Source organism: Luteipulveratus halotolerans, assembly GCF_001247745.1.
In the GTDB taxonomy this organism is placed as follows: Bacteria; Actinomycetota; Actinomycetes; order Actinomycetales; family Dermatophilaceae; genus Luteipulveratus; species Luteipulveratus halotolerans.
The window spans coordinates 317,175-340,490 of the sequence record NZ_LAIR01000002.1 but is presented as its reverse complement, the minus strand read 5'-3'; the positions used below and the strand labels follow the sequence as shown (position 1 = coordinate 340,490).

At 70.1% G+C, this 23,316-nt stretch carries 22 protein-coding genes and 1 riboswitch; of the genes, 15 read left to right on the top strand and 7 right to left on the bottom strand.

What is annotated here, in order from left to right; all coding sequences use genetic code 11:
• Positions 1–58: 58 nt before the first annotated feature.
• From VV01_RS24240 to VV01_RS02055, 4 genes are all read left to right on the top strand, one after another.
• Positions 59–1,402 (top strand): M23 family metallopeptidase, encoded by a 1,344-nt coding sequence (locus VV01_RS24240; protein WP_050668437.1) that lies wholly within the window; start codon positions 59–61, stop codon positions 1,400–1,402.
• A gap of 37 nt (positions 1,403–1,439) precedes the next feature.
• Positions 1,440–2,876: a glycoside hydrolase family 19 protein gene (locus VV01_RS02065; protein ID WP_050668436.1), complete on the top strand. Its 1,437-nt coding sequence runs from the start codon at positions 1,440–1,442 to the stop codon at positions 2,874–2,876.
• Positions 2,877–2,984: 108 nt separating this feature from the next.
• A riboswitch (SAM riboswitch) is annotated at positions 2,985–3,096 on the top strand.
• A gap of 28 nt (positions 3,097–3,124) precedes the next feature.
• Positions 3,125–4,309, top strand: coding sequence for an LLM class flavin-dependent oxidoreductase (locus tag VV01_RS02060; protein ID WP_071606261.1), 1,185 nt, complete (start codon positions 3,125–3,127; stop codon positions 4,307–4,309).
• A gap of 21 nt (positions 4,310–4,330) precedes the next feature.
• The gene (locus tag VV01_RS02055) at positions 4,331–5,704 is read left to right on the top strand and encodes an NtaA/DmoA family FMN-dependent monooxygenase (RefSeq protein ID WP_050668434.1); all 1,374 of its coding nucleotides are present in this window, start codon (positions 4,331–4,333) and stop codon (positions 5,702–5,704) included.
• Between the two features lie 9 nt (positions 5,705–5,713).
• On the opposite strand, the gene VV01_RS02050 is transcribed toward VV01_RS02055, so the two are convergent.
• On the bottom strand, positions 5,714–6,349 hold the full coding sequence (locus VV01_RS02050) for a flavin reductase family protein (protein WP_050668433.1): 636 nt from the start codon (positions 6,347–6,349) through the stop codon (positions 5,714–5,716).
• Between the two features lie 73 nt (positions 6,350–6,422).
• Between VV01_RS02050 and radA the strand changes: the two genes are divergently transcribed.
• The 5 genes from radA (at position 6,423) to VV01_RS02025 (ending at position 13,485) form a co-directional block, all read left to right on the top strand.
• The gene (radA, locus tag VV01_RS02045) at positions 6,423–7,952 is read left to right on the top strand and encodes a DNA repair protein RadA (protein WP_082220788.1); all 1,530 of its coding nucleotides are present in this window, start codon (positions 6,423–6,425) and stop codon (positions 7,950–7,952) included.
• A 165-nt stretch (positions 7,953–8,117) separates the two neighbouring features.
• Positions 8,118–9,317: an ROK family transcriptional regulator gene (locus tag VV01_RS02040; RefSeq protein ID WP_231635132.1), complete on the top strand. Its 1,200-nt coding sequence runs from the start codon at positions 8,118–8,120 to the stop codon at positions 9,315–9,317.
• A 97-nt stretch (positions 9,318–9,414) separates the two neighbouring features.
• Positions 9,415–11,001, top strand: a complete 1,587-nt coding sequence (gene mmsA, locus VV01_RS02035) for a multiple monosaccharide ABC transporter ATP-binding protein (RefSeq protein ID WP_050668431.1) — start codon at positions 9,415–9,417, stop codon at positions 10,999–11,001.
• A gap of 29 nt (positions 11,002–11,030) precedes the next feature.
• Positions 11,031–12,335: a multiple monosaccharide ABC transporter permease gene (gene mmsB, locus VV01_RS02030; protein WP_082220787.1), complete on the top strand. Its 1,305-nt coding sequence runs from the start codon at positions 11,031–11,033 to the stop codon at positions 12,333–12,335.
• A 34-nt stretch (positions 12,336–12,369) separates the two neighbouring features.
• Complete coding sequence (locus VV01_RS02025) at positions 12,370–13,485, top strand: substrate-binding domain-containing protein (protein ID WP_050668430.1); 1,116 nt, start codon at positions 12,370–12,372, stop codon at positions 13,483–13,485.
• Between the two features lie 84 nt (positions 13,486–13,569).
• On the opposite strand, the gene VV01_RS02020 is transcribed toward VV01_RS02025, so the two are convergent.
• Positions 13,570–14,082: a YsnF/AvaK domain-containing protein gene (locus VV01_RS02020; RefSeq protein WP_050668429.1), complete on the bottom strand. Its 513-nt coding sequence runs from the start codon at positions 14,080–14,082 to the stop codon at positions 13,570–13,572.
• A gap of 173 nt (positions 14,083–14,255) precedes the next feature.
• On the opposite strand from VV01_RS02020, the gene disA reads away from it, so the two are divergent.
• The gene (gene disA, locus VV01_RS02015) at positions 14,256–15,332 is read left to right on the top strand and encodes a DNA integrity scanning diadenylate cyclase DisA (RefSeq protein ID WP_050668428.1); all 1,077 of its coding nucleotides are present in this window, start codon (positions 14,256–14,258) and stop codon (positions 15,330–15,332) included.
• The gene (locus VV01_RS02010; protein ID WP_050668427.1) at positions 15,329–16,204 is read left to right on the top strand and encodes an HhH-GPD family protein; all 876 of its coding nucleotides are present in this window, start codon (positions 15,329–15,331) and stop codon (positions 16,202–16,204) included. Before disA ends, VV01_RS02010 begins: the two co-directional genes overlap by 4 nt.
• Before the next feature lie 365 nt (positions 16,205–16,569).
• Here the strand turns inward: VV01_RS02010 and VV01_RS02005 are convergent, their stop codons facing one another.
• Positions 16,570–17,160 (bottom strand): gluconokinase, encoded by a 591-nt coding sequence (locus VV01_RS02005; protein WP_082221150.1) that lies wholly within the window; start codon positions 17,158–17,160, stop codon positions 16,570–16,572.
• A gap of 66 nt (positions 17,161–17,226) precedes the next feature.
• Between VV01_RS02005 and VV01_RS02000 the strand changes: the two genes are divergently transcribed.
• Genes VV01_RS02000 through VV01_RS01990 form a run of 3 tightly spaced genes read left to right on the top strand, consistent with a single transcriptional unit; the run spans position 17,227 to position 19,776 of the window.
• Positions 17,227–18,033 carry an ABC transporter permease gene (locus VV01_RS02000; RefSeq protein ID WP_050668426.1) on the top strand — a complete coding sequence of 269 codons (807 nt, stop codon included), beginning with the start codon at positions 17,227–17,229 and terminating at the stop codon, positions 18,031–18,033.
• Complete coding sequence (locus VV01_RS01995) at positions 18,026–18,826, top strand: ABC transporter permease (RefSeq protein ID WP_050668425.1); 801 nt, start codon at positions 18,026–18,028, stop codon at positions 18,824–18,826. Before VV01_RS02000 ends, VV01_RS01995 begins: the two co-directional genes overlap by 8 nt.
• Positions 18,823–19,776 (top strand): ABC transporter ATP-binding protein, encoded by a 954-nt coding sequence (locus VV01_RS01990; RefSeq protein WP_050668424.1) that lies wholly within the window; start codon positions 18,823–18,825, stop codon positions 19,774–19,776. The genes VV01_RS01995 and VV01_RS01990 overlap by 4 nt, the downstream gene beginning before the upstream one ends.
• On the opposite strand, the gene VV01_RS23160 is transcribed toward VV01_RS01990, so the two are convergent.
• Entirely contained in the window at positions 19,758–20,243 is a 486-nt protein-coding gene (locus VV01_RS23160) for a hypothetical protein (protein ID WP_157508711.1), read from the bottom strand. The two genes, VV01_RS01990 and VV01_RS23160, sit on opposite strands and share 19 nt — an antisense overlap.
• Between VV01_RS23160 and VV01_RS01980 the strand changes: the two genes are divergently transcribed.
• Positions 20,233–20,412, top strand: coding sequence for a hypothetical protein (locus VV01_RS01980; RefSeq protein ID WP_157508710.1), 180 nt, complete (start codon positions 20,233–20,235; stop codon positions 20,410–20,412). The two genes, VV01_RS23160 and VV01_RS01980, sit on opposite strands and share 11 nt — an antisense overlap.
• A 92-nt stretch (positions 20,413–20,504) precedes the next feature.
• Here VV01_RS01980 and VV01_RS01975 read toward each other — a convergent pair whose 3' ends face one another.
• The 3 genes from VV01_RS01975 to VV01_RS01965 all read right to left on the bottom strand — a co-directional run bounded on the left by VV01_RS01975 (position 20,505) and on the right by VV01_RS01965 (position 23,286).
• Positions 20,505–21,470 (bottom strand): peptidoglycan-binding protein, encoded by a 966-nt coding sequence (locus VV01_RS01975; protein ID WP_157508709.1) that lies wholly within the window; start codon positions 21,468–21,470, stop codon positions 20,505–20,507.
• A gap of 109 nt (positions 21,471–21,579) precedes the next feature.
• Complete coding sequence (locus tag VV01_RS01970) at positions 21,580–22,113, bottom strand: amino-acid N-acetyltransferase (protein ID WP_050668420.1); 534 nt, start codon at positions 22,111–22,113, stop codon at positions 21,580–21,582.
• Between the two features lie 18 nt (positions 22,114–22,131).
• A complete protein-coding gene (locus VV01_RS01965; protein WP_157508708.1) occupies positions 22,132–23,286 on the bottom strand; it encodes an LCP family protein in 1,155 nt (384 codons plus the stop codon).
• Between the last annotated feature and the right edge of the window lie 30 nt (positions 23,287–23,316).

The following is a 23,316-nucleotide window of genomic DNA, read 5'->3' as shown; positions in this document are numbered from 1 at the left end:
CGGTGGTGACGACGCCGGACGAGAGATCCGGTGCGGCACTCATCGAAGGGAAAGTCCCATGCGTACTCGTCATCAGATCACCGGCGCAGCCATCGTTGCTGCAAGCGCTCTCGGAGGCGTCGGCCTCACCCTGGCCGGCCCGTCCGGAACCGCCGACGCCACACCCGCGGTCAGCTCGACCGCCGCGAGCACCTCCTGCACAACCGCCAGCCGCGTCTTCCAGCTGCGCGGCGGCGGCACCCAGATCTGGGCCGCCTCGATCAGCAAGGCCAACAGCACCAAGCCGAGTGTCTACGGCTGGCAGAAGGTCTACACCGTCACCGGCGCCAAGGGCCTGTCCATCGCCGCGCACTCCGAGGGCAAGGAGAGCATCCAGATCCTCCTGTCGGACCAGACCGGCGCCCTGCGCTCCCTGGCCTACAACAAGAAGGACGGCAAGGTCACCAGCGCCCGCACCCTCGCCAAGGGCGGCACCACCACCAAGCCCGGCGCCTACCGCTTCACCTCCCTCACCTCCGACGGCACCCGCGTCTGGGGCGCCGGCAGCGGCCGCCTCACCGTCATGACCGGCATCTCCACCACCAAGGCCCCCACCGGCCGCTCCACCGTCGCCGGCCTCAAGGGCTTCTACCCCGCCGCGTTCTGGGCCAACGCCGGCGGCTCCTACGAGATCGCCTGGACCGACTCCAAGGGCAACGTCCGCTACGGCAACATCTCCGCCACCAAGGGCTGGCACCTGGCCAACACCACCACCGTCGCCAAGGGCTGGACCTCCGACGCCATCACCACCCCCGGCGCCGGCATCGTCCTGCGCTCCTCCGGCGACAACCTCGTCCGCCACCACGTCAACCCCTCCGCCAAGACCGGCAAGGTCACCAGGACCACCACCCTGACCAAGACCTTCAAGGCCCCCAACACCATCCCCATGACCACCGTCCCCGACACCTGCAAGACCACCGCACCACCGCAGTCCTCCAGCGGCTACTCGTTGCCCCTCGACAAGGGCGCTCAGCCGCGCAGCGAGTACGACGACCCCCACCACGACTACCCCTCGCTCGACCTCGCCGTCCCGACCGGGACCTCGGTCAAGGCGATCCGTGGCGGACGGGTGACGCATGTCGGAGGCGGATGCGGCAACGGCGTACAGATCTCAGCGGACGACGGTGGCTCCTACGTCTACTGCCACCTCTCGACCCGCAGCGTTGCGCCCGGCGCAACCGTCAAGGCCGGCCAGCTGATCGGCAAGTCAGGTAACACCGGCCACTCCACGGGTCCGCACCTGCACGTCCAGCTGAAGACCGGCAGCACGCTGCGCTGCCCCCAGCCGCTGCTCCTCGCGGTCTACGACGGCAAGACCGCACCGTCCCTGAACTCGCTCCCCACGTCCGGCTGCTCGTACTGAGCCCTTCCCAACCACACGCAACGCACAAGGAGAAGTCATGAACATCTCGAAGAACCGTAAGCTCACCACCGCAGTCGTCCTCGCCACCGCCGGCGCATCCGTCGGAGTCGGCTTCACCGTCCTCGGCCCGGGCAGCCCCGCTCAGGCGGCACCGTCGCTGAGCGCCGTCGAGTGCAGCACCAGCACGCGCATGTTCCAGCTGCGCGAAGGCGGTACGCAGCTGTGGTACGCCAGCGTGACGGGCATGGAGAAGGCCAGGCCCACGGCGTACCAGTGGACGAAGGTCGGCTCCCTGCCGAAGTCGCGCCCCGGCCTCGCGGTCGCCGCGCACACCGAGGGCAAGGGCTCGGTCCAGCTGCTCGTCACCGACCGCAACGGCGGCCTGCGCTCGTACTCGTTCAACAAGGACAAGCGCACGCTCAACTCGGGCACCAACCTCGCGAGCGGCACGGCGTCGAAGCCGAACAAGTACGGCTTCAGCCGGCTCACGTCCGACGGCAAGCGGCTGTACGGCGTCAAGGGCGGTGCGCTCTACGCCATGTCGAGCGTGACCACCACGAAGGCGCCGTCGGGGTACGTGAAGGTCGCCGGGTTCAACGCCTCACCGGTCGCGTTCTTCGGCAACGCCGGATCGGACTGGGAGCTCGGGTGGACCGACTCCCGCGGCAACCTGCACTACTCCGACCTGACCGCCGGCAAGAGCGGCTGGACCGAGCGTTCGCTGACCGTGCGCGAGAAGTTCGGCGCGTCGCGGGCGATCACGTCGGCCGGTGGCGGGGTCGTGCTGCGGCGTAGCGGTCAGGGCGTCTACCGCAGCCTGGTCGCCGACCCCAGCCGCGGCTCCGGCGTCTCGTCGGCCACGAAGGTGAGCTCGTCGTACCCCGCGGACGCCCCGATCACCACGGTGCCCGATACGTGCGCGGTGAAGACGGGATCCGAGAGCGGCACCGACGTCACCTACAACGACCTCAAGGCGATGTTCGGGACACGCGTCGGCGACAAGGCCACCGTCGAGAAGGGTCTGCCGTCGCTGAACGCCGCGATGAAGAAGGGCCGCATCACGACCCCGTCCCGCAAGGCGGCGTTCCTCGCGACGCTCGTCTCGGAGTCGAACGTGAGGTACAACGCGTCCGAGGTCGGGGTCGGCGCTCGGTACAAGGGACGCGGCTTCATCCAGCTGACGGCCGACTTCAACTACAAGTCCGCGGGCAGCTATCTCGGAGTCGACCTCCTGGGCACGCCGACACGGGCCGCGTCATTGAAGTGGAGTGCTCCGATCGCCCGGTGGTACTGGACCAAGGAGCGCCCGCTGAACGCGTACGCGGACCAGAACGACATGGGCCGCGTGGCCACGGCCATCGGGTTCGGTGGCAGCGACCAGCCGAGCAACCCTAGCCGCCAGCAGCGGTGCGCCGACTTCAAGAGCGCGTACAAGGTGCTGACCGGCAAGGCTCCGACGGGCGTCACCTGCTGATCGCGCCTGCGCACCCCCGGCCGCCCCGGTCAGGACTCACGCCTCACCGGGGCGGCCGATCATGCCCATCTACTTCTCATACGAATAACTGTGCGTTATCGTGATCGCGGTCTTGAGTGTCAGCGACAAGCCCTGGCTCGCTGACCGGCAACCCTCCGACCGCGGCGGGGTGCCCCAGGTGACGACCCGGCCGCATGAACCCGTGCGGCAAGCGCGACGACGCGGCGCGAGCCGCCCGGGAGGCACCCATGAGCACATCTTCGACGACCCATCTCGCCCTGGCCCTCGACGGCACCGGCTGGCACCCCGGCTCGTGGCGTGACCCGTCCGCGCGGGCCGACGAGCTGTTCACCGCCCGCTACTGGACCGACCTCGTCCTGCTCGCCGAGCGCGGCACGCTCGACCTGGTCACCATCGAGGACGGGCTCGCACTGCAGGCCGACGACGGCCTCCACCACGACCCCCGCACCGACCGCGTACGAGGACGGCTCGACGCCGTCCACGTCGCCAACCACGTCGGCGCGCTCACCAGCCGAATCGGGTTGGTACCGCTCGCGATCACGACACACACCGAGCCGTTCCACATCTCCAAGGCCATCGCCACGCTGGACTACGTCACGAGCGGCCGGGCCGGCGTACAGGTGCGCATCGGAGGCCGTCGTGACGAGTCGGCGCACTTCGGTCGCCGCGAGCTCGGCGACTGGTCCGACCTCGACGCCGACGGTCAGCGGTCGTTCGCGAACGCCCTGTTCGACGAGACCGACGACTACGTCGAGGTGCTGCGCCGGCTGTGGGACTCATGGGAGGACAACGCCGAGATCCGCGACGCCGCGACCGGCCGGTTCGTCGACCGCGACAGGCTGCACTACATCGACTTCGAGGGCGAGCACTTCAGCGTGCGCGGCCCCTCGATCACGCCGCGCCCACCGCAGGGACAGCCTGTCGTCGCGGCGCTCGGGCACGACGAACGCCCGTGGCAGCTGATCGGCACGTCCGCCGATGTCGGTTTCGTCACCCCGAAGGACGACGCCGCCGAGGCGTTGCCGACGATCCGCGCGGCGCAGCAGCGGGCCGGCCGTGAGGACGACGTCCGCGTGCTCGGGGACGTGCTGGTCGTGCTCGACGAGGACGCCACCCGTGCCGCCGAACGACTGGCGCACCTCAACGACCTCGCAGGCTCACCGTTGGAGTCCGACGCGCTGATCTACGTCGGTGGGGTCCCGGGCCTGGCCGACCTCATCGAGTCCTGGTCTGCCGCAGGGCTTTCCGGCGCCCGGCTGCGACCGGCAGTCAACACCGTCGACCTCCCTCACATCGTCGACGGACTCGTACCGGAGCTGCGTCGACGCGGACTCTTCCGGTCGGCGTACGACGGCCGCACCCTGCGCGACCATCTCGGCCTCGCGCGCCCCGCCAACCGATACGCCGCCTGAACCCGGAGAGGATGATCACGAATGTCGAAGCCCACCAAGCAGATTCACCTCGCCGCGCACTTCCCCGGCGTCAACAACACCACCGTCTGGAGCGACCCGCAGTCGGGCAGCCACATCGGCTTCGCGTCGTTCAAGGAGTTCGCCCAGACCGCCGAGCGCGGCAAGCTCGACTTCCTCTTCCTCGCCGAGGGCCTGCGCCTGCGTGAGCAGCGTGGCCAGATCTACGACCTCGACGTCGTGGGCCGTCCGGACACCTTCGCGATCCTCAGCGCGCTGTCGGCCGTCACCGACCGCCTCGGACTCGCTGGCACGATCAACTCGACGTTCAACGAACCGTACGACGTCGCAAGGCAGTTCGCCTCCTTGGACCACCTCTCCGGGGGACGCGCGGCCTGGAACGTCGTGACCAGCTGGGACGCCTTCACGGGCGAGAACTTCCGGCGCGGTGGCTACCTCCCGGCCGACCAGCGCTACGAACGGGCCAGGCTCTTCCTCGAGACGACCCTCGAGCTGCTCGACTCCTGGCGCGATGACGACGTGGTCGCCGATGCCGAGTCGGGTCAGTTCCTCGCCCGCCCGGATGCGGGCGAGTTCGCCCGCCACGACTCACAGTTCGACATCCACGGCCGGTTCAACGTGCCGCGCAGCCCGCAGGGACGACCGGTCATCTTCCAGGCCGGCGACTCCGACGAGGGTCGTGGCTTCGCCGCCGCCCAGGCCGACGCGATCTTCTCCCGCCACAGCGAGTACGACGCGGGCCGCACGTTCTACGCCGACGTCAAGAGCCGGCTGGCGAAGTTCGGGCGCTCCCGGGACGACCTGCTGATCCTGCCCGCCGCGACGTTCGTCATCGGCGACACCGACGCCGACGCCGAGGAGCGGGCCGCCGTCGTACGCCGTCAGCAGGTCAGCGGCGCCACGGCGATCAACTTCCTCGAGCAGGTCTGGAACCGCGACCTGTCGGCGTACGACCCGGAGGGGCCGCTGCCCGACGTCGATCCCGACACCGGTGAGCACACCATCGCGCGAGGCCGCGCGAGCGTACGCCGGCACGAGGACCCGATCGAGCTCGCCCGCACCTGGCGTGAGCGAGCTCAGGCCGAAGGACTGTCGATCCGCGACCTGGTCATCGAGGTCTCGGGGCGTCACTCGTTCGTCGGCTCGGCGCGCACGATCGCCGACGCGATCGACCGGCACGTGCAGGACGACGCGAGCGACGGGTTCATCCTCGTCCCGCACATCACGCCCGGCGGGCTCGGTGGGTTCGTCGACGAGGTCGTACCCCTCCTGCAGGAGAAGGGCGTCTTCCGCACGGACTACACGGGCGCCACTCTGCGCGAGAACCTCGGGCTACCAACGCTTTCCGACGACGAGGGTGCCGCACGGGCCTCGTGACGCCAGGGGTCACTGCCCCTGCTGCGACTGCCGACGCAACCGGTCGGCGTACGGCTCGCGCGGGATGTCGTGGACCTCGCCGAGGCTGCCCCACTCGTTGCGGCCCAGCCGCGACATCGGGCGCATCAGGTCGATGCGCGGGTGCGGCAGGCCGTCGCTGTCGTCGACCACGGCCGGGTCGAGGGCGATGTGCTGCACGCGGCCGAGCACGATCGTCGAGTCGCCGACCTCGATCGCGCGCTCCAGCACACACTCCAGCGCGATGGGTGAGTCGGCGACGCGGCTCGGCGCCACCGTCATCGACGGCTCACGCTCGATGCCGACCGCGTCGAACTCGCTCTGGTCGGACGGGAAGTCGGTCGCCGACTCGTTGATGTGGCGGGTCAACGCCTCGGGCGCGAAGCACACGACGAACTCCCCCGTCGCGACCGCGTTGCGCAGCGAGTCCTTCTCACCCACCGAGGTGAACTGCACGACGGGCGGGCTGGTGCTCGCGATCGTGAAGAACGAGTGCGGCGCGATGTTGTCGACGCCGTCGGCCGAGCGCGTCGACACCCACGCGATCGGTCGGGGCACGACGCTCGCCGTGAGCAGGCGATAGGTCACGGCGGCCTCGAGGTCGGCCACGTCCAGCTCTGTACGCATGTGGTCCAGTCTCCCCGACGCGCCCGCCGCGGGCTGCGGGACGTTGTCGGTGGGAGCACCTAGCGTCTGCGGCATGGCTTCGAAGACCGCTCGCTCCCGCTCGACGTTCCGCTGCTCCGAGTGCGGGTGGTCGACGGTCAAGTGGGTCGGCCGCTGCGGTGAGTGCCAGGCCTGGGGCACGGTCGCCGAGGCCGGCAGTGCCCCGGTGCGCACGGCGCCGGCCGCCCACATCGAGCGCCCCGCGGTCCCGATCGGCCAGATCGACGCCACCCGCGCCGAGGCCCGGTCGACCGGGGTCGGCGAGTTCGACCGCGTGCTCGGCGGTGGTCTGGTGCCTGGTGCCGTCGTGCTGGTCGCGGGCGAGCCCGGCATCGGCAAGTCCACGCTGCTGCTCGACGTGTCCGCGCGAGCCGCCAAGGAGCAGCGCAACGTCCTCTACGTCAGCGGTGAGGAGTCCGCCGCTCAGGTGCGGCTGCGCGCCGAGCGCATCGAGGCCGTCGCGCCGTCGCTCTTCCTCGCCAGCGAGACCGATCTCGCCACCGTGCTCGCCCAGATCGACCAGGTGGCACCCGACCTCGTCGTCATCGACTCGGTCCAGACGATCGCGTCCGCCGAGATCGAGGGCGCTGCAGGCAACGTCGCCCAGGTCCGCGAGGTCGCCGCATCGATCATCCAGCACGCCAAGGCCCGGGGCATCGCCGTGCTGCTCGTCGGCCACGTCACCAAGGAGGGCTCGATCGCCGGCCCGCGCGTGCTCGAGCACCTCGTCGACGTCGTCATCCAGTTCGAGGGCGAGCGCCACTCGCGGCTACGGCTCGTGCGCGCGGTCAAGAACCGTTACGGCCCCACCGACGAGGTCGGCTGCTTCGACCTGTCCGACGTGGGCATCGTCGGCCTGCCCGACCCGAGCGGCCTGTTCCTCAGCCAACGCGACGAGCCCGTCGCCGGCACCTGCGTCACGGTCACGCTGGAGGGCCGCCGGCCGCTGGTCACCGAGGTGCAGGCGCTCCTCGCGCCCTCCCCCGGAGGCTCGCCCCGGCGTACGACGAGCGGTGTCGACAGCTCGCGTACGGCGATGATCCTGGCCGTCCTCGACCGCCGCGTCGGCGTGCCCGTGCGGCAGTCCGACTGCTACGTCTCCACGGTCGGCGGCGCACGGCTGGCCGAGCCGGCGTCCGACCTCGCGGTCGCGCTCGCCCTGGTCAGCTCGGCCATCGAGAAGCCGTTGCCCGCTCGCACGATCGCCGTCGGCGAGGTCGGTCTCGCCGGTGAGGTGCGTGCCGTCACCGGCGTCGACCGCCGGCTCGCCGAGGCCGCACGCATCGGGTTCACCCGGGCGATCGTGCCGCGCGGCGCCCTCGACGACCGCCCCGCGCCGCCGTCCATGCAGGTGCTCGAGGTCGCCGACCTCGCCGCGGCCGTCGCTGCCGTCCACCCGGCCGGCCCGGCCGGCTCGGCCGACGCCGGCTCCCGCACCCCCGCACCGGCGCGGCCGACCACCCAGGAGTTCATCGACCAGCTCATCCGCGAGCGGCCGGCGTCCACCCGCCGCGACGCCCGCGCCGGCGAGGACCTCCCGCCGACGCCCCTGCACTCGGTGTGAGAGGCGGGCGCTCCTCCGCCCGCCTCTCACACCGTCACGCCCCGCCCCCGCACAACCAGGTGCTGTGCGCGGACCCGCCGAGCCACCACGGCGGGTGTCACGCCGACCGCCGCGCCGCTGCGTTCACTTCTTGACGACAAGGCTGCCACGGTGCAGGCTCACGCCGTGACCACCCCGCACGCGCCCGGGTCGCAGTCAGCGCTGCGACTGCGCAACCGTCAGGCCGTCGTCCACGCCCTGCTGACCGGCGGCCCCGCGACCCAGGCCGACCTCGCCCGTACGACCGGGCTGAGCAACGCCACGATCTCCAACATCGTGAAGTCGCTGAGCCAGGACGGCCTCGCGGTCACCGAGCCGACGACCAGCTCCGGGCGTCGCGCCATGTCAGTGCGACTGCAGGGCACGCGCGCCGTCGCGGCCGGCATCGACGTCGGACGCCGGCACGTCCGGGTCGTGCTCACGACGATCGGGTACGAGATCATCGCCGAGGACTCCCACTCCCTGCCGATCGGCCACAGTGCCGACGAAGGCATCGAGGCGGCCGCCCGCCTGCTCGAACGGCTCGTCGCGGAGGCCGGCGTACCGCGCACGTCGGTCATCGGTGCAGGCGTCGGACTGCCCGGCCCGATCGACCGGCGCACCGGCACGGTCCTCGACGGCGCGATCCTGCCCGCGTGGGTCGGCACCAGCGTCCCCGATGCGTTCGGCGAACGGCTGGGCCTGGACGTCCTGGTCGACAACGACGCCAACCTCGGAGCCATGGCCGAGATCGCCTGGGGTGAGCGCAAGGACGCCCAGGACCTGATCTTCGTCAAGGTCGGCACCGGCATCGGCGCGGGCCTGATCATCGACGGCCGGCTGCACTACGGCGCGCTCGGCACGGCCGGCGAGATCGGCCACACCACGGTCGACCCGCAGGGACCGTTCTGCCGGTGTGGCAACCGCGGCTGCCTCGAGACGCTGGCGTCGACGTCGACCATGCTCGCCTCACTCGCGCCGAGCTCGACCTCGGCGCTGAGCACGGCCGACATCGTCCGCAACGGGCTCGACGGCGACTCGGCGACCCTGCGCGTCATCGACGACGCGGGCTTCGTGCTCGGTCGCGTGATCGCGACGCTCGCCAACTTCGTCAACCCGCAGGTCGTCGTGCTCGGCGGCCCGCTCGCCGCTCTCGGCGACGTGCTGCTGGAGCCCGTACGCCGAGGGCTCATGCGTCACGCCGTCCCCGTCGTCGGCGAGACCACCCAGGTCGTCACCTCGTCGCTGGGTGACCGCGCCGAGGCTCTCGGCGCGGCCTCGGTCGTCCTGCGTCATGCCGGCCTCAGCCCGTCCTTGCGTTCATTGCTTGACGGCAAGCACAACTGAAGGCTTAACTACTCGCCACGCGTGATCCACCTCATATCCGCGACACCGTCGTCGCCCCGGCCGCGCCTGGGCACGCTCCACCCGAAGGACCCACCACATGTCGCAGCCCCCGGTCTCCACGACGGACGCCGAACCGGCGTACCTCCTGCGGATGCAGTCGATCACCAAGCGCTTCCCCGGAGTTCGGGCGCTCGACGACGTCAACCTCGACGTGCGCGAGGGCGAGATCCACGCGATCTGCGGTGAGAACGGCGCCGGCAAGTCGACCTTGATGAAGGTGCTGTCGGGCGTGCACCCCGTCGGCTCGTACGACGGTCAGATCACCTACCGCGGCCGCCCGGCAGGCTTCAAGAACATTCGCGAGTCCGAGGCCGAGGGGATCGTGATCATCCACCAGGAGCTCGCGCTCGTCCCCGAGCTGTCGATCACCGAGAACATCTTCCTCGGCAACGAGCCCTCCAAGCGCGGCGTCATCGACTGGCGGTTCGCCAAGGCCCGCGCTCAGGAGCTGCTCCAGCGCGTCGGCCTGCGCGAGGACCCCGACACCGCGATCAAGAACATCGGCGTCGGCAAGCAGCAGCTCGTCGAGATCGCCAAGGCCCTCAACAAGGACGTGCGGCTGCTCATCCTCGACGAGCCCACCGCCGCGCTCAACGAGACCGACTCGCGGCACCTCCTCGGCCTGATCACGGACCTCAAGGACCGCGGCATCACCTCGATCATGATCAGTCACAAGCTGGGCGAGATCGAGGCGATCGCCGACTCGATCACGATCCTGCGTGACGGCCACACCATCGAGACGCTCGACGTCGGCGCGGGCGGCGTCGACGAGGACCGCATCATCAAGGCGATGGTCGGTCGCACCCTCGAGTCGCGGTTCCCCGACCACACCCCGCAGATCGGCGAGGTGTTCTTCGAGGTCCAGGACTGGACCGTCCGCCACCCGCAGTCGTCCGAGCGCCTGGTCTGCAAGAACGCCTCGTTCACCGTGCGTCGCGGCGAGATCGTCGGCTTCGCCGGGCTCATGGGCGCCGGGCGCACCGAGCTGGCGCGGTCGGTCTTCGGACGCTCGTACGGCATCTACGAGTCGGGCCGAATCTTCAAGGACGGCAAGGAGATTCGCCTGCACAACGTGTCGCAGGCGATCGACGCCGGCCTGGGCTATGTCACGGAGGACCGCAAGTCGCTCGGCCTCAACCTGCTCGACGACATCAAGCGGACCACGGTCGCCGCAGGCCTGAAGAAGATCGCCCACAACAGTGTGGTCGACCGCGGCGAGGAGCACTCGGTCGCCGAGCGCTACCGCCGGATGCTGCGTACCAAGACACCGTCGGTCGACGAGGGCGTCTCCAAGCTGTCGGGCGGCAACCAGCAGAAGGTCGTCCTGTCGAAGTGGATGTTCACCGACCCCGACCTGCTGATCCTCGACGAGCCCACGCGCGGCATCGACGTGGGCGCCAAGTACGAGATCTACGGGATCATCCAGGCCCTCGCAGACCAGGGCAAGGGCGTCATCGTCATCTCCTCCGAGCTGCCCGAGCTGCTCGGCATCTCCGACCGCATCTACACGATCTTCGAGGGCACGGTCACCGGTGAGCTCACCCGTGACGAGGCCGATCAGGAGAGCCTCCTGCGCCTGATGACCTCCAACCCCCGCGCCTCTCGCACCGACCAGTCCGCCTGACCGGCGACCGACAAAGGAATCACCCCCTCATGGCTACTTCAGTCGACACCGCGCCCGCTCCGGCCGACCCGACGCCCGAGCCCGAGACCCGTGGCGGCTCGGTCTTCCACCAGCTGTTCGGCGACAACGTCCGCCAGTTCGGCATGCTCGGCGCGCTCGTGGTCATCGTGCTGTTCTTCCAGTGGTGGACCGGCAGCAAGATGCTGACCTCGGACAACCTGATGAACCTGCTCAACGGCAACAGCTACATCCTGGTGCTCGCGATCGGCATGGTCATGGTCATCATCGCCGGCCACATCGACCTGTCCGTCGGGTCGGTCGCGGCGTTCGTCGGGATCGTCGTCGCCAAGTCGATCGCCGACTGGGGACTGCCCTGGTGGGCCGGCATCCTGCTCGGCCTCGCCGTCGGCGCACTGGTCGGGGCGTGGCAGGGCTTCTGGGTCGCCGTCGTCGGCATCCCCGCGTTCATCGTGACCCTCGCGGGCATGCTCATCTTCCGCGGCGCCAACCAGTTCGTCGGCAAGTCCAACAGCATCCCGGTGCCCGACGAGCTGCAGAAGATCGGCGCCGGCTACCTGCCCGAGGTCGGACCCGACACCGGCTACAACAACCTCACCGTCCTGCTCGGCCTCGCCGCCTGTGCCGCCGTCGTCTGGGGGCTGTGGCGGGCTCGTCGTACGGCCGTGAAGATGGAGTCCGAGGTCGACCCGCTGTGGGTGACCGTCGTCAAGATGGTCGCGCTCTGCGCGGTCATCCTCTACCTCACCTACCAGTACGCCACCGGCCGCGAGGGCACGTCGTTCCCGATCCCCGGCCTGATCCTCGTCGCGCTCGTGCTGATCTACGGGTTCATCACCTCGCGCACGGTCATCGGCCGTCACGTGTACGCCGTCGGCGGCAACAAGCAGGCCGCTGAGCTGTCCGGCGTCAAGAGCCGTAAGGTCAACTTCCTCGTGCTCATGAACATGGGCCTGCTGGCCGCGGTCGCCGCGATCATGTTCATCGGCCGCTCCACTGCTTCGGGCCCGTTCGACGGCACCAACTGGGAGCTCGACGCGATCGCGGCCGTGTTCATCGGCGGCGCCGCCGTCAGCGGTGGTGTCGGCACGGTGACCGGCTCGATGGTCGGCGGCCTGGTCATGGCCGTCCTCAACTCCGGGCTTCAGCTCAAGGGCGTCGGCGCCGACGCGACCTCGATCACCAAGGGCCTGGTGCTGCTCGCAGCCGTCGCCCTCGACGTCTGGAACAAGAACCAGGGCCGCTTCTCGATCGTCGGCCAGCTCATGAAGGGCCGCGGGCAGCAGTCCGGCACGGCCACTCCCTCCCACGGCTAGCCATCCGGCCGGCACAACCGCAAAGGAAATCGGTATGCGTACCAACCAGCACCTCCGGACGATGGCTGCCGGTGCGGCTGTCCTCGCCCTCGCCCTGTCCGCCTGTGGCGGACGCGACGACAGCGAGTCGGGCGGCGGCGGCTCCGGCACGGCGTCCGGCGGCTCCGGCGGCTTCGCCAAGGACTCGGTCATCGGCGTCTCGCTGCCGCAGAAGACCAGTGAGAACTGGGTCCTCGCCGAGAACCTGTTCAAGACCGACCTCAAGGCGGCCGGCTACAAGCCCAACGTGCAGTTCGCCAACGGCGGCGTCACCGAGCAGCAGAACCAGATCAGCTCGATGGTCACCAACGGAGCCAAGGTGATCATCATCGGCGCGATCGACGGGTCGCAGCTCAACACCCAGATCAAGCAGGCGCACGACGCCGGCGCGGTCGTGATCGCGTACGACCGTCTGCTGCTGAACTCCCCCAACGTCGACTACTACGTGGCCTACGACAACTACAAGGTGGGCCAGCTGCAGGGCCAGGCGCTGCTGGACGGCATGAAGGCCAAGAAGCCCAACGGCCCCTACAACATCGAGCTGTTCGCCGGTTCGCCCGACGACGCCAACGCGAAGGTCTTCTTCGACGGTGCGATGTCGGTGCTCAAGCCCAAGATCGACGACGGCACCCTCAAGGTCGGCTCGGGCCAGAAGTCGTTCAACCAGGCCGTCACCCAGGGCTGGAAGCCTGAGAACGCCCAGAAGCGCATGGACACGCTGCTGTCCAACTACAGCGGCAGCAAGGCGATCGACGGCGTGCTGTCCCCCAACGACACGCTCGCCCGCGCGATCCTGACCTCGACCAAGTCGGCCGGCAAGCCCAACCCGATCGTCACCGGCCAGGACTCCGAGGTCGAGTCGGTCAAGTCGATCATGGCGGGCGTGCAGTACTCCACCATCAACAAGGACACCCGCAACCTGGTCAAACAGGCCGTCAAGATGGTCGGCGAGCTGCAGTCCGGCGGCAAGGCCGACACCAACGACACCAAGAGCTACAACAACGGCGTCAAGGTCGTGCCGGCGTACCTGCTGCCGCCGCAGATCGTGACCAAGGCCAACGCCAAGCAGGCGTACGCCAACGACCCGACGCTGTCGAAGATCACCGGCTGACGGCTCCTCCCCCAGAGCAACGGCCCGGCACCTCAACGACGAGGTGCCGGGCCGTTCTGTCGTCCTGAGGCGGACGAGCCGAGGTCAGGACGCGGCGGGCTCGGCTCGTACGAGCTCGACCTGCTCCCGGCGTACCGGCTCGGTCACCGAGTGCTCGGCGTCCTTGGTGCTGGGCACCATCCGCACCCGCTCGACCTGGACGGTCTGCAGGCTCACCACGGGTCGCTCCTCGTGGAGGACGACCTCCGTGGGGCCCTCGGGCAGCGCGTCGCCGTCGGCGTGGCCGAACCGCTCTCGTCGGGAGCCCATCGGTCGCGCGCCCACGGCGGGCGAGGTCTCGGCCGACTCGGCCGGCGTCTCGTCGGCCGGCAGCTCTTCGTAGACCAGGACCTCACGGCGGACCTGGACGGGGACCTGCACGGTCTCGACCACGACCTTCTTGCCGATCCGGACCTTGCCGGACGCGCGCCGCGACGTGCTCACGTCGAGTCGCTCCTCGTGCCTCACCACCGTGTGCTCGTCGCTCGCACGGGATGCGAGGGGGTCGGCAGCATCGGTCGTGGTGCTGGCTGTGCGGTCTGCGTCGTACTGCGTCACTACATCTCCCACAGGGTGGTCGGTCGGGCCGTCTGCGTCGGTGCCTGGCTGGCGTCGCCGCCTCCGCGTGGCCTGCGAAGAACCCGATGTACGAGCGTGACACATCCGCCTGAGTATTGGGGGAGGTCCGAGGGGAACGACCGGCGTACGACGGCGCCGTTAGACTCCCCGACGTGGACCGATCGGACGAGCGGCTGCTGAGCGAGACGCTCGCCGCCGTAGCCCCTGGCACCGAGCTGCGTGATGCCCTCGAGCGCATCCTGCGCGGCCGCACCGGCGCACTCATCGTGCTCGGTCACGACAAGGTCGTCGAGGAGATCAGCACCGGCGGCTTCCCGATCGACATCGAGTTCTCCGCGACGCGCCTGCGCGAGCTCGCCAAGATGGACGGCGCGATCGTGCTCGACCGCGACATGACGCGCATCATGCGCGCCGCGACCCAGCTCGTGCCCGACCCGAGCATCGAGACGCGCGAGTCCGGCACCCGTCACCGCACCGCCGAGCGCGTCGCCAAGCAGACCGGCTTCCCCGTCGTGTCGGTGAGCCAGTCGATGCAGATCGTGGCGCTCTACGTCGGCGGCGTCCGGCACGTGCTCGAGGGGTCCAACGCGATCCTGTCCCGCTCGGCCCAGGCCCTGCAGACGCTCGAGCGCTACAAGTCGCGCCTCGACGAGGTCACCGGCACCCTCTCGGCACTCGAGATCGAGGACCTCGTGACGGTCCGCGACGTCGCCAACGTCCTCCAGCGCCTCGAGATGGTGCGCCGCATCAGCGCCGAGATCGACCAGTACGTCGTCGAGCTCGGCACCGACGGCCGCCTGATGTCACTGCAGCTCGAAGAGCTCGTCGGCGGCCTCGGCAACGACCGCGAGCTGGTCATCCGCGACTACATCGAGAGCACCCGCGAGCAGCTGAGCGTCCAGGAGGCCATGGACCGCCTCTCGACCCTGTCGTCCACCGACCTGCTCGACCCGACCGCCGGCGCCCGCGCGATGGGCTTCCCGGTCATGGGCGAGGCGCTCGACGCCTCCGTCAGCCCGCACGGCTACCGCCTGCTGTCCAAGGTGCCACGGCTGCCGGGCGCGATCGTCGACCGCCTCGTCGATCACTTCGGCACGCTGCAAAAGCTGCTGGCCGCCAACTTCGACGACCTCACCGCGGTCGAGGGCGTCGGCGAGAGCCGGGCCCGCGCCGTCCGCGAGGGCCTGTCGCGGCTGGCCGAGTCGAGCATCCTCGAGCGCTACGTCTGAGCGTGTCCGACCTGCACGACGCCGTCCTCGACTGGTACGCCGAGGCCCAGCGCGACCTGCCGTGGCGCCGTCCCGACTGCTCGCCGTGGGGCGTGTTCGTCTCCGAGGTCATGCTCCAGCAGACGCCGGTGGTGCGCGTCCTGCCCGTGTGGGAGGAGTGGATGGCTCGCTGGCCCACTCCCGCCGACCTGGCCGGCGTCGCCTCCGGTGAGGCCGTACGCGCGTGGGGCCGCCTCGGCTACCCGCGCCGAGCGCTCCGGCTGCACGCCGCCGCGACCGCGATGGTCGAGCGTCACGACGGCGAAGTTCCCTCGAATCTCGTTGACCTGCAAGCACTTCCGGGCGTCGGCACCTACACGGCCGCGGCCGTCGCGGCCTTCGCGTTCGGCATCCGAGTGCCGGTGGTCGACACCAACGTGCGGCGGGTGCACGCCCGCGCCGTCACCGGCGTCGAGCACCCTGCTCCGTCGCTGACGAGGGCCGAGTCCGACCTCGCGGCGTCGCTGCTGCCGGACTCGGAGTCGGAGGCCCGGCTGTGGAACGTCGGCGTCATGGAGCTCGGCGCCCTCGTCTGCACCGCCCGCGGCCCGCGCTGCGACGACTGCCCGCTTCTGGGCCGGTGCGCATGGGTGCTGGCCGGGCGACCGGCGTACGACGGCCCACCCCGCCGGGGTCAGAAGTGGGCCGGCACCGACCGTCAGGTGCGCGGACGCATCGTGCAGCTGCTGCGCGAGAGCGACGAACCCGTCAGCCGGGCCGAGGTCGAGAAGGTCTGGTCCGATGAGATCCAGCGCGAGCGCTGCCTCGACGGCCTGGTCGCCGACGGACTCGTCGAACCGATGTCGGACAACAGGTTTCGCCTGCCCGCCTGACGCCGCCCCCGCCGGTTGAGCCGCACCATCGCCGGTCTAGTAGGCGAGCGCCTCGCCTACTCGGCCAGCGGGGGCCGGCTGTCGGGCGAGGAGGGGTTCGGCGGGCGCTGTGCACTGGTTCGCGTGGTGAACCACGGGCTCGCATGGCTCACCTGGCGAACCAGTGCACAGTGATCCACCACCCTGTTTCGGGCGGCGACCACAACCGCTGGTCGAGTAGGCGAGCGCCCCAGCGCGAGCCGTATCGAGACCCGGTGCGGCGCGGGGAGACTCGTCGCGCGCGGTCGCGGTGGTCTCGATACGGGCTCGGCCAGCGCCTCGCCCTACTCGACCAGCGGGCCGGCTCGGCCAGCGGGCCGGCTCGGCTAGCGAGATGTGGTGCCTCGCGACTCGCCCGTGGGCTCCTGGGCGATGCCCTTGCGTCCGCCTGCGGGTTCGTCGGCCAGCCCGAGCGCGGCGAGCGTATCGGCGAGCACTTCGTCGGGGCTGCCCTCGGCGTGGACGACGACGCCCGGCTCGGCCTTCTGCAGGGGCTCGAGATCAGCGAGCTGGCTGTCGAGCAGCGACGCCGGCATGTAGTGCCCCTTGCGCTGCGCGAGCCGCTCCTGCAGCACCGCGCGATCGACGTCGACGTGGCAGAACCGCACGCCCTGGCGCCCCTCGCGCAGGAGGTCGCGGTAAGTCTTCTTCAACGCCGAGCAAGTGATGACCGCGCTCTCGCGGCCCTCCTCGTGCTCGTCGATCCACGCCCCGATGGACCGCAGCCACGGCCAGCGGTCCTCGTCGGTGAGCGGGTGGCCGGCTTTCATCTTGTCGACGTTGGCCTTCGGGTGGAAGTCGTCGCCCTCGGCGAAGATCCAGCCCATCCGCTCGGCGATGCCCTTGGCCACGGTCGTCTTGCCCGACCCGGACACGCCCATGACGATGATGAACTGCGGCTGCGTCGCGTCAGTCATGCCCGCCACCCTAGGCCCGCTGGCAGGGTTGTGCCTCGGCACGTTGCGGAGTAAGTTCTCGCGTTTGTGCGTGCGAGCCTCCTCCCCTACTGGCGTCTGCTCGTCGCAGGCATCCGCCAGCAGTCGACCTACCGCCTCGCCGCACTCGGGGGCCTGGTCGCCAATGCGACGTTCGGGTTCCTCAAGGTCGCCGTCCTGTTCGCGACGGTCGAGGCCGCCGGCGGTGAGCTGGGTGGGTACGACGTCGGCACCATGAGTGCCTATATCTGGCTCTCCCAGGGGATGCTCGGCTCGGTCAACCTGTTCGGGCGCAGCGACATCGCCGATCGCATCAAGGACGGCTCGGTGACGACCGACTTCCTGCGCCCGCTGGACGTGCAGGCCGCAGCGATCGTCCAGGAGGTCGGCAAGTCGTTGTGGGCGCTGGTCCCTCGGGGCATCCCGTCGGTGCTGATCGGGGCCGTGGTCGTCGGGATGTCGATGCCGAGCTCGCCCTGGCCCTACCTGCTCGGCCTGATCAGCCTGGTGCTCGGCATCACCCTCGGTGCAGCGGTGGTCTACCTCGTCGCGACCACCGGGTTCTGGATGGTCGAGACCCGCGGCGTACAGGTGCTGTACATGGTGATCTCGGGGTTCCTCGCTGGGCTGTTCGTGCCGATCTCGCTGTTCCCGCAGTGGCTGCACGCGCTCGCGACGGCGACACCGTTCCCGTCGATGATGATGTACCCGATCGACGTCCTGTCCGGGCGCGTCGACGGGCTCGCCTCACTGGGCCTCGTCGCGGCCCAGGTCGGCTGGCTGGGTGCCGTCGCCCTGATCGGGCAGATCGTGACCCGACGCGGCCGCCACAAGCTGGAGGTCCAGGGTGGCTGACCTCGCGGCGTACCGCGCCGTCCTCGCCTCCCGGGTCAGGGCGCAGCGGTCGTACAAGGCCAACTTCCGCATCGACCTGCTCAGCTCGTTGCTCATCGGCATCATCGAGCTCGCCGAGGTGTGGGTGCTGTTCCACAACGTGCACTCCCTCGGCGGGTTCACGTTCAGCCAGATCCTCCTGGTGTTCGGGCTCGCCGACGTGGCGTTCTCGTTCACCGACCTGGCGTTCGGTCACTGCGACAACCTGCCGACCTACATCCGCGCCGGCACGCTCGACGTGTTCTACCTGCGCCCGCAGCCGTTGCTGCTGCAGCTGATCACGAGCGACATCAGCCTGCGGCGGCTGACGCGGGCGATGGTCGGGATCGCGTGCGTCGTCACAGCCCTGGTGGTCAACGACATCGCCTGGTCACCCTCCGTCGTCGCGCTGCTCGCGCTGTCGATGGTCAGCGGATTCGCCGTGTTCTCAGCGCTTTTCGTCTGGGCGGCAGGTGCGCAGTTCTTCCTGATCAACGGCGCCGAGATGACCAACGCGTTCGTCTACGGCGGTCGGTACGCAGCCACGCAGCCGGGCGCGGTGTGGAACCGCCCGCTCAAGGTGCTGTTCGGGTTCTTCTTCCCGATGGCGTTCACGGGCTACCTGCCGGCACTGGAGATCCTCGGCCTCCCCGGGCCGGAGTGGCTGCCGTCCTGGCTGGCCTGGTGCACACCGCTCGCGGCGATCTGGGCGTGGGCGATGGCACTGCTGTTCTGGCGTATCGGCGTACGGCACTACCAAGGAGGCGGCGGATGAGCACCATCATCGAGACCCACGCACTCACGCGGGACTTCACCGTACGAGATGGCTTGCGGCGCAAGAAGATCCGCGCTGTCGACGAGATGACGTTCAGCGTCGAGGCGGGCTCCGCCGTCGGCTACATCGGCGCCAACGGGGCCGGCAAGTCGACCACCATCAAGATGCTCACCGGCATCCTCGTGCCGACCTCGGGGTCGGTGGCGACGTGCGGACTGCGACCGGTGCAGGACAGGCGGCTGCTCGCGCGACAGGTCGGTGTCGTCTTCGGGCAGCGGTCCCAGCTGTGGTGGGACCTTCCCGTCCGCGAGTCGTTCACCATCCTCGCCGCGATCCACCGCCTCACCTCGGAGGGCGAGCGTCGGCGTACGGACGAGCTGGTCGAACAGCTCGAGATGGGCGACTTCCTCAGTACGCCGGTGCGGCAGCTCTCGCTGGGCCAACGGATGCGGGCCGAGGTGGCTGCGGCCCTGCTGCACTCGCCCCAGCTGGTCATCCTCGACGAGCCGACGATCGGCCTCGACGTGCTGTCCAAGCAGCGGCTGCGCGAGTTCCTGGTGCAAGAGCGCCGGTCACACGGCACGACGCTGCTCCTCACCACCCACGACATGGGTGACATCGAGCGGCTGTGCGAGCGGGTGCTGGTCGTCGACCACGGGCACCTCGCGTACGACGGCACCCTCACCGGTCTGTCGCGGCGCGTCGGTGCCCAACGGGTGCTGGTCGTCGACCTCGCCGAGCCGACGTCCGACCTGGTCGGCCTGCCGGCGACGCAGCACCTCGGCAGTGAGAGCCGCGGGCTGCAGCAGCGACTCGCGTTCGACGCCGAGCACACGACGGCCGCAGCCGTGCTCGCCGCGGTGTCCGAGCGCGCCGAGGTGCGCGACCTGTCGATCGAGGAGCCCGACATCGAGGACGTCGTACGCCGGCTCTACGCTGCTTCGCGCTGACGGGGGTCGGCGCTAGGGTCGCACCTGTCGTCACGCCGAGGGGGCTCGTCCATGAACCGTGCTGTCGCATCGACCCTGTCCGTCCTCGCGGTCACAGCCCTCGCGGCCTGCAGCGGCGACGACGGCTCGAGCAGCAGCACCACGCTCGCGACCTCGACGCCGGCGGCGACGAGTACGCCGAGCCCGTCGACGACCATGCCGGCGACCACCGCGACGACGACCACATGGTTCACCTCGCTGCCCGGCTCGTCGACGTCCGTGCCGAGCACGACCCCGTCGCCGACCTCGGCGTCATCGCGACCGACGACCCCGAAGTCGCAGCGCCCGACGACCGAGCCCGGCCCGTCCGACCCTGCTCCGACCCGGACGACCGCCACCCTGGCCGGTCCTGGCACCGACTGCAGCACGGCAGGCGAACCGCTCGTCGTGATGACCGGCCGCATCAGCTGCACGCTCGTGCGCAGCACCGCCCGCGGCTACGGCCGCGCGATCGAGTCGGGCAACGTCCAGGGCAACGGTGGATACGCCCAGGTCGGCGAGTTCCTCTGCAGCACAGCGGTGCTCGATGACCGCCCCATGTCCGACGCCTACCAGATCTGTCACGGCAAGGGCCGCTCCTTCCGCATCGGCGACTGAGCCACCGACCCAGCGACATATCTCGTCTGTCCGGCACTCCATGGAGTGCCGGACAGACGAGATTCGCAGCATGGTGACGCGGGAGGTTCGGGTCAGCCGTTGACGAGGCGGTCCCACGTCTGCGGGCCCGGGTAGCCGTCGGCGCCGCTGCCACGCCAGCCCTGGGCGAGCTGGAAGTCGCGCACGTTCAGACGCGTCGCCTCGGTGAACGTGCGGCTGGCCTGATAGCCGTTGCCGTCGTGGTGCTTCGTGTAGCCCTTCGCGATCAGCGCCTTGTCGAGGTCGAGCACCGCCGGGTCCGACTTGCCGATGCGGAACGCCTTCTCACCCGGGAACGGGAGCACCTGCCTACCGCCCTCGAACGGCGGCGCGGCGAAGTCCTCCTGCGCCTCACGCCGCAGGCGGGGGCCGTCGTCGTCGACCCATCGCTTCAGGTCGGGGCCAGGGCACTCGGTGCCGTAGTGGTCGTTGTGGCCGCTGATCGTGAGCGGCTCGGTGATGTGCGAGCGCCCGGGTCGGCTGAGCACCCGGTTGGTCTCGAAGTAGAGCCACTCCAGAGCACGCATCGCCTCGTCGCTGGGCGAGTCGCCCTCGCGGATGTGGATCTGCACCGAGATCGCCAGTGTGTTGAAGCCCTCGACCGCGCCGGCCAACAGGTCGAACCCGCGGCCCTCCCAGATCTCGCCCTTCTGGGTGATCACGAAGCTGTACTCGATGCCGGGGCCGTCGTCGTCCTTGGCGATCTCGTGCATCTGCTTGGGTGCGCCCGGACCGTTCTTGATCTCGTCATCCTTGAACAGGTCCTTGAGCCAGTTGCTCTTGGGGCCCTGCCAGTGCACGACGAAGTGGGTGCGCTTGCCGCGCGGCACCGAGTCGACCTTCTTGGCCCAGCCGTCGAAGCCCCACTCCGAGCGGGGCCGGATGCGGTGGCCCTTGGCGCTGGCGCCGGGCGCGTCCTTGAACGAGAAGCCGATGGCCGTCGCCGTGACGGCAGCGGCTGCACCGCCGAGGACCGTACGACGGCTCGGCCGGCCGTGGTGTGACGTGGAATCGGGCATGGTGGAACCCACAGGAAACAACTCCTCGGGCGGCTTCCCGCCCCTCGTCGATACGCGAACGAGGGTCCGACTACGTGACGGGCGAGGTGGTTCCGAGCCGCCGAATCTCCTACAGCTCCAACAACATTCGCGTGTTGCCGAGGGTGTTGGGCTTCACCCGGTCGAGGTCGAGGAACTCGGCCACGCCCTCGTCGTACGACTGCAGCAGCTCGGCGTAGACCGCCGGCTCGACCGCCTGCCCGTCGATCTCGACGAACCCGTGCCGGGCGAAGAAGCCGGTCTCGAACGTCAGGCAGAACACCCGGCGTACGCCGATCTCGCGCGCGTCGTCGAGCAGCCCCCGCAGCACGGCGCCCCCGACCCCGCGACCCTTGGCCCAGTCGGCGACCGCCAGCGTGCGCACCTCGGCGACGTCGTCCCACATGACGTGCAGCGCCCCGCAGCCGGCGAGCCGGCCGTCGAGCTCGACGAGCCGGAACTCCTGCAGCGACTCGTAGTACGCAACCGCCGGCTTGGGCACGATCGCGCGCCGGTCGACATAGGGGCGGACCAGCTCACGGATCTCGCGCACATCGGCGGCACGCGCACGACGGACGACCGGTCGGGCGTCGCGCTGCGGTGCGGAGGTCGGCTGCGTGTCCACCCGAGCGAGCCTAGGCCGTCACAGGTTGCCGTCGCGGAAGCGTCCGAACTCGGCCTTCGCCGCCGGCGTGAGGCGTACGACGGACGCACCCCCCGGTCCGCTGCCGGCCTGGCCGTCGGCGACGCTGCGGCCGACCCGCGACGGGTTGGCCTGGTAGGCGCTCGCGAGCAGAGTCAGCACCTGCGCCGGGGTGAGATCGGAGCTCATGTGCGGGCTGATCGCGGTCATCAGGCCGGGCAGGCGGGTCGGGCCGAGGGTGCGCAGCTTGGCGTAGCCGCTCATCAGGATCAGGCCCTGGTTGGCGGACCGGTCGAAGTCACCGCCGGGCAACGACTTGCGCTCGCGCGCCACGGTGAGGGCCTGCTTGGCGGTGAGGTTGTGCGTGCCGGCCGGCACGTCCTTGACCGGGCGCTTGAGCGTGACCGTGATGCCGCCGATCGCATGCACCGCCCGCTGGAACCCGACGAAGTCGGTCAGCAGATATCCCTGCAACGGGATGCCGGTGGTCCGCGAGACCGTCCGGGCCATCCCGGCCGGCCCGCCCGAGACCATCGCGCCGTTGATCTTGCCCTGGCTGCCGTTCGGGAGGGTCGTGAGCGTGTCACGCGGCAGGCCGAGGATGCCGCCGCCGCCCTTGCCGTCGACCCCGACGACCTGGATCGTGTCGGCGCGGCTGTGCTGGATGTCCTGCCCGAGGCGGGCGTCGGAGCCGAGGGCCACGACGTGCCGCTTGCCGCCGAGGTAGGGGCCCGGCGCGCCCTTCGAGGGCCACCAGCCGCCGACGATCTTCCAGGTGGCGCCCTCCTTGACCAGCAGCGTGACGTCCTGGCCCTGGGCACGGACCGCGATGCCGGTGCCCTTCCAGGTGCCGCGGGACGCACCCGCCAGCTCGGCGTCGGTGAACGACGTCTTGCCGAGGCGCTGCAGCACCTGCGGTGTGAGCGTGCCGTTGCCCGCCGCGAGCGCCGGACCGGACGGAGCGGCCGACGAGGTGGACGCACTGCCGGGCGAGCTCGTGGCCGCGGCCGCGCCGGTCGTCGTGGTCGGCGCCGCTGCCGACCCGGTCGTCGCCGAGCCGGAGTCGTCACCGGAGCACCCGGCCACCGAGGCGACGGAGGCTGCGACGAGGAGGCCGGCGAGCGTCGTACGAGCGGTGCGGCGAACCGAAGTCATGCCGCCACCGTAGCCGCGCACCGGCGGTAC

What these genes read in the sequence shown, in the direction of transcription:
- VV01_RS24240 (WP_050668437.1), top strand. Translation starts at nt 59, where the DNA reads ATGCGTACTCGTCATCAGATCACCGGCGCAGCCATCGTTGCTGCAAGC.
- VV01_RS02065 (WP_050668436.1), top strand. Translation starts at nt 1,440, where the DNA reads ATGAACATCTCGAAGAACCGTAAGCTCACCACCGCAGTCGTCCTCGCC.
- VV01_RS02060 (WP_071606261.1), top strand. Translation starts at nt 3,125, where the DNA reads ATGAGCACATCTTCGACGACCCATCTCGCCCTGGCCCTCGACGGCACC.
- VV01_RS02055 (WP_050668434.1), top strand. Translation starts at nt 4,331, where the DNA reads ATGTCGAAGCCCACCAAGCAGATTCACCTCGCCGCGCACTTCCCCGGC.
- VV01_RS02050 (WP_050668433.1), bottom strand. Translation starts at nt 6,349, where the DNA reads ATGCGTACAGAGCTGGACGTGGCCGACCTCGAGGCCGCCGTGACCTAT.
- radA (WP_082220788.1), top strand. Translation starts at nt 6,423, where the DNA reads ATGGCTTCGAAGACCGCTCGCTCCCGCTCGACGTTCCGCTGCTCCGAG.
- mmsA (WP_050668431.1), top strand. Translation starts at nt 9,415, where the DNA reads ATGTCGCAGCCCCCGGTCTCCACGACGGACGCCGAACCGGCGTACCTC.
- mmsB (WP_082220787.1), top strand. Translation starts at nt 11,031, where the DNA reads ATGGCTACTTCAGTCGACACCGCGCCCGCTCCGGCCGACCCGACGCCC.
- VV01_RS02025 (WP_050668430.1), top strand. Translation starts at nt 12,370, where the DNA reads ATGCGTACCAACCAGCACCTCCGGACGATGGCTGCCGGTGCGGCTGTC.
- VV01_RS02005 (WP_082221150.1), bottom strand. Translation starts at nt 17,160, where the DNA reads ATGACTGACGCGACGCAGCCGCAGTTCATCATCGTCATGGGCGTGTCC.
- VV01_RS01990 (WP_050668424.1), top strand. Translation starts at nt 18,823, where the DNA reads ATGAGCACCATCATCGAGACCCACGCACTCACGCGGGACTTCACCGTA.
- VV01_RS01975 (WP_157508709.1), bottom strand. Translation starts at nt 21,470, where the DNA reads ATGCCCGATTCCACGTCACACCACGGCCGGCCGAGCCGTCGTACGGTC.
- VV01_RS01965 (WP_157508708.1), bottom strand. Translation starts at nt 23,286, where the DNA reads ATGACTTCGGTTCGCCGCACCGCTCGTACGACGCTCGCCGGCCTCCTC.